This window comes from Streptococcus rifensis, assembly GCF_053203525.1.
Genome location: NZ_JBRUCW010000004.1, coordinates 164,248 through 171,883 on the forward strand (window position 1 = coordinate 164,248; position 7,636 = coordinate 171,883).

At 38.2% G+C, this 7,636-nt stretch carries 7 protein-coding genes, 12 tRNA genes and 1 rRNA gene; all 20 read right to left on the minus strand.

Features of this window, described 5'->3' with window-relative positions; genetic code table 11:
- Window position 1: 1 nt before the first annotated feature.
- On the minus strand, window positions 2-964 hold the full coding sequence (locus ACVRYP_RS04025; protein WP_447467483.1) for a hypothetical protein: 963 nt from the start codon (window positions 962-964) through the stop codon (window positions 2-4).
- Window positions 954-1,157: an NUDIX hydrolase gene (locus ACVRYP_RS04030; protein ID WP_447467484.1), complete on the minus strand. Its 204-nt coding sequence runs from the start codon at window positions 1,155-1,157 to the stop codon at window positions 954-956. The genes ACVRYP_RS04025 and ACVRYP_RS04030 overlap by 11 nt, the downstream gene beginning before the upstream one ends.
- Before the next feature lie 27 nt (window positions 1,158-1,184).
- Entirely contained in the window at window positions 1,185-2,066 is an 882-nt protein-coding gene (locus tag ACVRYP_RS04035) for a hypothetical protein (RefSeq protein ID WP_447467485.1), read from the minus strand.
- A gap of 305 nt (window positions 2,067-2,371) precedes the next feature.
- Complete coding sequence (locus tag ACVRYP_RS04040) at window positions 2,372-3,379, minus strand: DUF3800 domain-containing protein (RefSeq protein WP_447467486.1); 1,008 nt, start codon at window positions 3,377-3,379, stop codon at window positions 2,372-2,374.
- 274 nt (window positions 3,380-3,653) lie between these two features.
- Window positions 3,654-4,124, minus strand: coding sequence for a DUF3013 family protein (locus tag ACVRYP_RS04045; protein WP_447467487.1), 471 nt, complete (start codon window positions 4,122-4,124; stop codon window positions 3,654-3,656).
- A gap of 129 nt (window positions 4,125-4,253) precedes the next feature.
- The gene (srtB, locus tag ACVRYP_RS04050; RefSeq protein ID WP_447467488.1) at window positions 4,254-5,051 is read right to left on the minus strand and encodes a class B sortase, LPKTxAVK-specific; all 798 of its coding nucleotides are present in this window, start codon (window positions 5,049-5,051) and stop codon (window positions 4,254-4,256) included.
- Window positions 5,052-5,112: 61 nt separating this feature from the next.
- Complete coding sequence (locus ACVRYP_RS04055; protein ID WP_447467489.1) at window positions 5,113-5,538, minus strand: hypothetical protein; 426 nt, start codon at window positions 5,536-5,538, stop codon at window positions 5,113-5,115.
- Between the two features lie 624 nt (window positions 5,539-6,162).
- A tRNA-Leu gene (locus ACVRYP_RS04060) sits at window positions 6,163-6,246 on the minus strand.
- Between the two features lie 11 nt (window positions 6,247-6,257).
- Window positions 6,258-6,329: transfer RNA gene (locus tag ACVRYP_RS04065), tRNA-Gln, on the minus strand.
- Between the two features lie 14 nt (window positions 6,330-6,343).
- Window positions 6,344-6,416: transfer RNA gene (locus ACVRYP_RS04070), tRNA-His, on the minus strand.
- Window positions 6,417-6,426: 10 nt separating this feature from the next.
- A tRNA-Trp gene (locus ACVRYP_RS04075) sits at window positions 6,427-6,497 on the minus strand.
- A gap of 7 nt (window positions 6,498-6,504) precedes the next feature.
- A tRNA-Tyr gene (locus ACVRYP_RS04080) sits at window positions 6,505-6,585 on the minus strand.
- An 18-nt stretch (window positions 6,586-6,603) separates the two neighbouring features.
- A tRNA-Phe gene (locus ACVRYP_RS04085) sits at window positions 6,604-6,676 on the minus strand.
- Window positions 6,677-6,680: 4 nt separating this feature from the next.
- Window positions 6,681-6,754 (minus strand) — tRNA-Met (locus ACVRYP_RS04090).
- Window positions 6,755-6,765: 11 nt separating this feature from the next.
- Window positions 6,766-6,855: transfer RNA gene (locus ACVRYP_RS04095), tRNA-Ser, on the minus strand.
- Between the two features lie 4 nt (window positions 6,856-6,859).
- Window positions 6,860-6,931 (minus strand) — tRNA-Glu (locus ACVRYP_RS04100).
- Between the two features lie 21 nt (window positions 6,932-6,952).
- Window positions 6,953-7,026 (minus strand) — tRNA-Ile (locus tag ACVRYP_RS04105).
- Window positions 7,027-7,070: 44 nt separating this feature from the next.
- A tRNA-Gly gene (locus tag ACVRYP_RS04110) sits at window positions 7,071-7,141 on the minus strand.
- Between the two features lie 9 nt (window positions 7,142-7,150).
- Window positions 7,151-7,223 (minus strand) — tRNA-Val (locus ACVRYP_RS04115).
- A gap of 117 nt (window positions 7,224-7,340) precedes the next feature.
- A 5S ribosomal RNA gene (gene rrf / locus ACVRYP_RS04120) occupies window positions 7,341-7,456 on the minus strand.
- Window positions 7,457-7,636 lie beyond the last annotated feature (180 nt).

Here is a 7,636-nt window from a genome sequence, read left to right on the forward strand (position 1 = left end):
CTCACTTCTCATAAATCTTTTCCCATAAGTCTTTTAACTCTACAATATTGTGATCTGATTTTGATACAGGCCTAGAAGTTAGTTTCTGACTTATAACCAAACCTGATAAAATAGATATTGGCATTGAGAATATGAATAATAATGCAAATAAAAAAAGTGGAATAAGTAATAATTTACTGATTCCTAAGTCACTCCATTCCAAATTAATAAATCTTATACCATTTTGGCCTTTTCCTAGAAAATCAAATAATAATAATAATAGAATTATTGTTAGTACAAAAAATACCACGGAACCTACTAAACAGCCTATCCTCTCTGGTGTTTTATCACCGTTTTTTCCCTCTGTTTCTTTACCTTCGTCTTTTTTATCAGTATCTTCACACATATCAATTCTCCTCATTAGTTTCAAATAATTATCATAAGTTTCTTCAACAATCGGATTATAAATTTTATTCTTATCTCTTCCTAGTTTATATAAATAATCTTTTGCTCCCATCGAACTCCTATAATCAAAATGGTGCTTGAGAAGAAACATTGCAAATAATCGAACAATAGCAGTTGTATCACTATCTAAGAGATTTGATTCTGAATTAGGTACATCTTCAATAGTAATTAATTGCAAATTTTTTATTTGAACTGACTTTTTTTTACTAATTTTCTCAGTGACTTTGTCCTTAAAATCCTTATTTAAGATATATCTATCCAAATGTACAATCATAATATCACTAAACCAACTGAAAGAGTACTGCTCTACTTCTTCGAACTTAGGGAAAATTCTAAGAGCAGTTCGAACTGTTTGTGCATCATCTAAAGTCAACTCATACTTCGAAGCCACAGTAAACAATTTTTCCCGCCAGCCAGATTTTGAATCTAGCGAGTCACTTAAGTCACGATTCGAAATAACATACGTTACCAGAGCCGCCACCAATGCCCCAACAAGGGCAGCCAAAACTTCACTCATCATTCTCCTCCATCCAATCCCTCAACCGCTCCTGTAACTGCGGAATAACCTGCTTGTCGGTCAAAAAACCTTCAATAGGCATCAGTTTATAGCCCTGACCTTCATCGCCAAATCTTATCGCCTCATAATCCGACCGAGCTAACTCGCCAACCATAAAGACCGAGGTCTGATTAGGAGCAACCACTCCCAGACACACTTACTCTTAGAATGTACTTGCAATAAATCATTGCTCAACTATTGTCATACCATTTAGGGCGTACTCCCTTGTGCTCTTCTCTCTATTCCAGAAAACATGATACTTCTCTATTTCTATTCTTGCTCTAAAAAGATAATATTTCTCTTTATTCTTATAATTTTTGTATCTAATCTCAATTTCTAATTCTGGTGAAAAGTCTAATTCTGGTCTTTTTTTCATTATGTTCTGACTTCCAGCAACTGAAAAGAGGGTGACCTCTGGTGGAAATTCTATATTTACTGATTCTCCAGGCATCAAACTGTTATTTGCAAATGATTTAAGGTTTTGCTTTCGTATAAATGTTAAATTTCTCATGTCTGAGGAATATGAGTGAACATATAAATTTTCTACTTTAATTGTTACTCCATCCGATTCACCTACATTATTTAAGACAGTTACTGTTCCTTTAATATCAAATATCCCTGTAGAACCTAAATTTGCCAACTTGAAATATGGGTTATTCTCAATAATCTTTGGATCATTTCTCATCGAAGTACCATCGTCATCTCTATTAAACATAACTAGTTCTTTATATTCTGTATTGCTGGCTACTATGATAGGTTCTTTCTCTGCTTCCCTACTGTCCTTATCAACCTGCATGGTATAAAGCATAACAAAAATTGTAAATACAACCGACAGGAATGTCCCTATGATCGCTCCCCAAAATCCAAGCCAAGCATCTGTTGTACCTGGAATAATTATTACTGAGGTAATTTCTGAAAAATACTCTAGAACTATTATCACTGCACAGAGGACAATTACAACTATAATTAAGTAGCCCCAGCTTTTTCTGAATAGTTCTACAATCAACCTAGCCAGTTCTGTCAGAACCTTTCTCATGATTTCTTTATTCTTATTTTGATTTTCCATATTCTTACAGTTTCCTTTTATTATAGTCAATAACCTTATAATTTCAGCAAGACTATCTAATAAAGCACTCATTGAGTCCTGTCAATTTTACCACCTACTTGCTACATATCTTATTTCCTGTAATAAAAAACTACTTTATTTTTAGATGCTGATAAGCTAAAAGAATATATCCCACTATCACCTAAAAGTATATCCTGTAAACCTTTAAATATAGTTTGTACGATAATGTGCGCTATTGATAAGGACTTCTTTTGTACCATGTACCTATTCTTGAGTCTTCTGATCAATTGCCAAATACTTTAGTTTTATCTTAAAAATTTATTACGGTCCTTAAACTCAATTTGACTTAAATAGCCTAAAAATAATTCAACCAATGTATTCGTTAATTTCCTATCATCTGAATAGGGATTTTGTAGAGATTGCTTTAACAGGTTAATACGCGAATGGCGATCATCAGGCGATAACGTTGCAAGATATTCCCTATTGTTTAGGTAAACTTGTTGAACAGCTGTCATGTGAGAAAATTCATTTTGATTACACTTAGCTAAAAATTGACTTGTAAACGCAGAAATTTCCATCCTTGATACAGAATCTATTTTCTCACTTTCCCAGGTATAAATTGAGATAATCTGATGAAAACGATGAAGGTTATCCCCCTCACAAAGTAGTCGATAGATAAAGTCCTGTTTGTTTAGATTTGTATTACTTTGGTCTCCTAAGTGCTCATATTCTAACAAATACACAACAATACCAAGAATAACATCCAGCATCTGAATCATACGAGAATTTTGAGAATTAATGCCCCCAATGGACTCCACATGGTAGTTCTTGCCTCTATAAAGTGAGTGAGCGTTCATCTGGTCAATTAATTTCTCAAACACTCCCAACGTTTGAAACTCAGTGCTATCATCCATTATAATTTCTAAGCCATCAATCTGGCTATCATCTCTGACTAAACCATAAAACAGACGCTCTGGAATTTTGACATAAAAATACTTACGCAATTCTGAATCAGAATAGCCAAGCGCATCACCTAGCTTAAAGTAATGCGTATTATTCAACCGATAGATATTAAATTTTATGGATGAACAGGACAAAAAGAAGTCTAATACTTGAAAATACTTTTTAAGATCCGCACCTTGATAATCCACAAAATGTAACTCCGATTTTCTACCAAGGTTTATAAGAAGTTTCTCAATCTCCTCCTCAATTTTACTTAGTTCACTTTCTTCAATCGAAATAGCACCATAATAGGAGTACTCTGATTCACGGTCAATTTTTTTAGACTCATCAAAAAAGATATAATGCTTCATAGCTTTCCTCTAATTTCTATATCCCTTATTTTATCATAAATTTCAAAATACTTGACAAACAGCATAATTTCGATTAGAATATTCTTATAGATACATATAATATCATTTTGTGGGACTATTTATTTTCTTCCTCGCTGTTTGGAGGCTGATAACAGTCCCCAGTTTGTTAGCTTTCTTCCTCGCTGTTTGGAGGCTGGCTAACTGGTTAAAAGGGACAGGCAATCGCCTGTCCTTTTATACTGTTCCTGAAAAAAGAAACCGTTCATCTAACATCTTAATACCTCGGATAGGGATAAAAATGTGCCTCCTCTATGTTCTTCAATCCGGCCTCAAAGGCCTCCTCATCCCAGACAATAGCAAATTCCTCCGCCTCAGGGTCCGCTAGAAAGTCCATCACCTCATCCAGACCACGTTCTGCCGTCTCATTGAGGAAATAGACCAAATACGTCAAAAACTCCCGAGAGAGGCCCTTTTTCGGCTCATAGGGCAGAGCAACCAAATAGTCGTCCAAGTCTATCTTACTTTTGGCTGGGTTATAAAAGACAAGAATATCTTCAAAAAGAATGTCCTGATCAGACAGCTCCCCATCCGCATCCACCGTCTGCACAGCAGACGCATTTTGCACCTCCAGAAGAAAACTAACCTCCACCGCATGGTTCTTCTTATCCCAGTTAATCTCATAATCATAGGTGAACGCCTGCTCTAAGACTTCATCCAACACCCCTAAAAACCCATAATCCGCCATATCTTTCCTCCTCATCATTTTCTTCTATTATACTATCTTTTCCGACCAAATGGGACACGCACTTACACAAATAGTCCTACTTTTAAAATAAGCAAAAAAGAAGCTGGTCTCCCAACTTCTTTTTATTTATTAACGGGTTGGCGTGTAAGCCAATTTCCCTTCATTCTCAGCCAAGAATTCGGTCAATTCAGAATCTGGAATCTGACGCAAGTAAAGATTAGAACGAATCGTTTCATCATCCTCACGGCAAGTTGATAAGACCAAATACTTATCTGACTCAGAGATTTTGATATTAGCATTCTTCGTGTGGGCCTGCTCACTCACTTCTGTTAACTGCTGAGCAAACTGCTCATCACTATCAAACTCTGTCCGGTAGTAAGCTGTCGTCTCAGGAACGATAATCAAGAAGGCTGCTTCATAATAATAGTTTCTCTCAGGGGTTTGAACCACCACATAAGGATGCTCATCAAAGAAGGCCTGATCATCATAATAGTTAACATCATTGAACATCCGGTGATCAGGGACCGTGCTACCACGAGCATGACCAAATAGCCAGGTGAGATTATCACTAAAGTCAGCTGCATTATCCATGTCCATAAAGACAGTCCCCATATATGGTTCATAGCCCCCCTCAAAGGTTTTATCCAAGTAGGTCGCATTATCTGTCGTCTGAACAACAGGTTCATCTAACATCGTCCCCGGAGCATAGACATAGGCAACAGTCTCACTATTAATCGCTTTTAAGCTTTCAAACTGAGCCTGACGTTCTGCTTTTTCCTCATCACTAACTGTGTAAGTCGATTCAATCTGAAGCGGTGTTGTTGTTTTTTCAGCTTTCTCAGCTTCCTTATTTCCACAACCTGCTAAAAATAAAAGGGCAACAGTCACGAGAGCTATAAGTCTTGACCACAATTTATTGTTTGTCATGATTTCTCCTCTAAAAATAGAAAAAGTTGCCCGAAGGCAACTTTTCATTTAGCAAACTAAATTATTTAGCTGCAGATGTTTTTGGAAGTGCTTTAGCTGCAGTTTTAGTAGCTGCTGCTTTAACGGCTTTAGCACCTTCAGCTTTTTTGTCTTCAGAAGCTTTAGTTTCTGCAGCTTTCTTTTCTTCAGGTTTAGCAGTTGAACCTTGAGCACCTGGCATTGGTTCTTCTTTACCTTGGAATTTAACATCAATCGCATTTGGATTGTCATTTACTGGATTTTCAACCCATTCTTCTTCTTCTGTTACGGTATTAGCATCAACTTCCTTATCGTGTTGAGCTTGAAGTTTTGCCAACTCTTCGTCTGAAATTTCTTCATCAGTATTAACAAAAACTTGTTTACTAGTTTCTGTAATATCCGCTGCAAAAACTACAGTTGGAGCAACTAACAAACCTGCCAAAGCAAGTGTAAGAAGTGATTTTTTCATTTTAAAAATCTCCTAAAATTTTATTTTTCCCATTTGGGTTGATTATAGTATATAACACCTCTAAATAAATGTCAACCGTTTTTAAGCTATTTTTAAGAAAAAGTTTAAGATTCTTTTAAGGTTAGTGTAGTATGACATAAAAAAAGCTAATATATCAAGCATTGAAAGCGTTATATGACAATCTTGTCATTTAAATGGCTATACGATTTCGTTATATGTAATATTTTAAAATAGGGCACTTCTTAACTAATTAATACAGGCTCTATAGAAATCTATTAGAAACTAATCTGAAGTTCCCGTCTTATATACACATCTTGAAATCCCCGTTTATGTTCGTATAACCAAAATTTAAAACTCATTCGATCACATCTCCACCATAAGCAGAATAGAGAGCCTATTGACTTTATCAGTAACCAGGTATCCAAGGAAGACTTAGATCTGATGTACGACATACCCTTAGTACTTACAAAAAATAGATCCTATACGATCTTCTACAACTGTAAACTGTTCAGTACCCCCCTAAAATAGATAAAGAACCATTACTTGCCAATCACAAACTTACTAAAGAAGACAAAGAGAAAAGACAAGGTCTAACAACCTTGTCTTTTCCACTACATTATGCAATACCGGCGGCCGGGGTCGAACCGGCACGTCCGTGAGGACACTGGATTTTGAGTCCAGCGCGTCTGCCAATTCCGCCACGCCGGCACAATGTTTGACTGGGGTAGCTGGATTCGAACCAACGCATGAGGGAGTCAAAGTCCCTTGCCTTACCGCTTGGCTATACCCCATTAATAATAAAATAGGCGAGTGATGGGAATCGAACCCACGAATGTCAGAGCCACAATCTGATGTGTTAACCACTTCACCACACCCGCCATATTTAAACACGGGCAGTAGGAATTGAACCCACACTGAAGGTTTTGGAGACCTTAGTTCTACCTTTAAACTATGCCCGTAAAGGTATGGAGAGAGAGGGATTCGAACCCCCGAACCCGAAGGAGCGGATTTACAGTCCGCCGCGTTTAGCCTCTTCGCTATCTCTCCAGATTTATTAAATTAATATGGCGCGAGACGGAATCGAACCGCCGACACATGGAGCTTCAATCCATTGCTCTACCAACTGAGCTACCGAGCCAACATTGCGGGAGCAGGATTTGAACCTACGACCTTCGGGTTATGAGCCCGACGAGCTACCTAACTGCTCCATCCCGCGATAATAAAAAAAGGAGGATGTGGGATTCGAACCCACGCACGCTTTTACACGCCTGACGGTTTTCAAGACCGTTCCCTTCAGCCGGACTTGGGTAATCCTCCAAAATAGTCCGTACGGGATTCGAACCCGTGTTACCGCCGTGAAAAGGCGGTGTCTTAACCCCTTGACCAACGGACCATTTTTAACTTATTCAGTTAATGGGCACGAATGGAATCGAACCATCGACCTCACGCTTATCAGGCGTGCGCTCTAACCATCTGAGCTACGCGCCCAAGCCACAAATATGCTTGGTAGATGAACAAATCAGTATGTTCAAAGCGGGTGACGAGAATCGAACTCGCGACAACAGCTTGGAAGGCTGTAGTTTTACCACTAAACTACACCCGCTTATTAAAATGGGAGTTAACGGGATCGAACCGCTGACCCTCTGCTTGTAAGGCAGATGCTCTCCCAGCTGAGCTAAACTCCCTTGTCGGGGCTTAGCTCAAACTGGTCCCTGTCGTGCGCTTTCGCTACGACAAAGTCGGACTTCTGTCCTCCTTAGCTGAGCTAAACTCCCTGATGGAACCTTCTTAGGTTCCTATTCGCTAAGCGACTTCCCTATCTCACAGGGGGAAACCCCCAACTACTTCAGGCGTTCTAGGGCTTAACTGCTGTGTTCGGCATGGAAACAGGTGTATCTCCTAGGCTATCATCGCTTAACTAATCTGAATGGTGAATGGTATGCGGACTAAAATCCTCATAACTTCATTTTGCCCACTCATAATTGAATACCTATACTATAACAAGTTTTTAACCAGCTGTCAATCGTGTCTTGACTTAATCAATTGTATTCAGGCTAAATCCCTAGTGAAAAAGATAAACTTCCTAGAGTCTTATGGA

Bases quoted from the DNA above. Each gene is read 5' to 3' on its own strand.
- ACVRYP_RS04025 (WP_447467483.1), bottom strand. From the start codon at position 964: ATGATGAGTGAAGTTTTGGCTGCCCTTGTTGGGGCATTGGTGGCGGCT.
- ACVRYP_RS04035 (WP_447467485.1), bottom strand. From the start codon at position 2,066: ATGGAAAATCAAAATAAGAATAAAGAAATCATGAGAAAGGTTCTGACA.
- ACVRYP_RS04055 (WP_447467489.1), bottom strand. From the start codon at position 5,538: ATGAAAAAATCACTTCTTACACTTGCTTTGGCAGGTTTGTTAGTTGCT.
- srtB (WP_447467488.1), bottom strand. From the start codon at position 5,051: ATGACAAACAATAAATTGTGGTCAAGACTTATAGCTCTCGTGACTGTT.
- ACVRYP_RS04040 (WP_447467486.1), bottom strand. From the start codon at position 3,379: ATGAAGCATTATATCTTTTTTGATGAGTCTAAAAAAATTGACCGTGAA.
- ACVRYP_RS04045 (WP_447467487.1), bottom strand. From the start codon at position 4,124: ATGGCGGATTATGGGTTTTTAGGGGTGTTGGATGAAGTCTTAGAGCAG.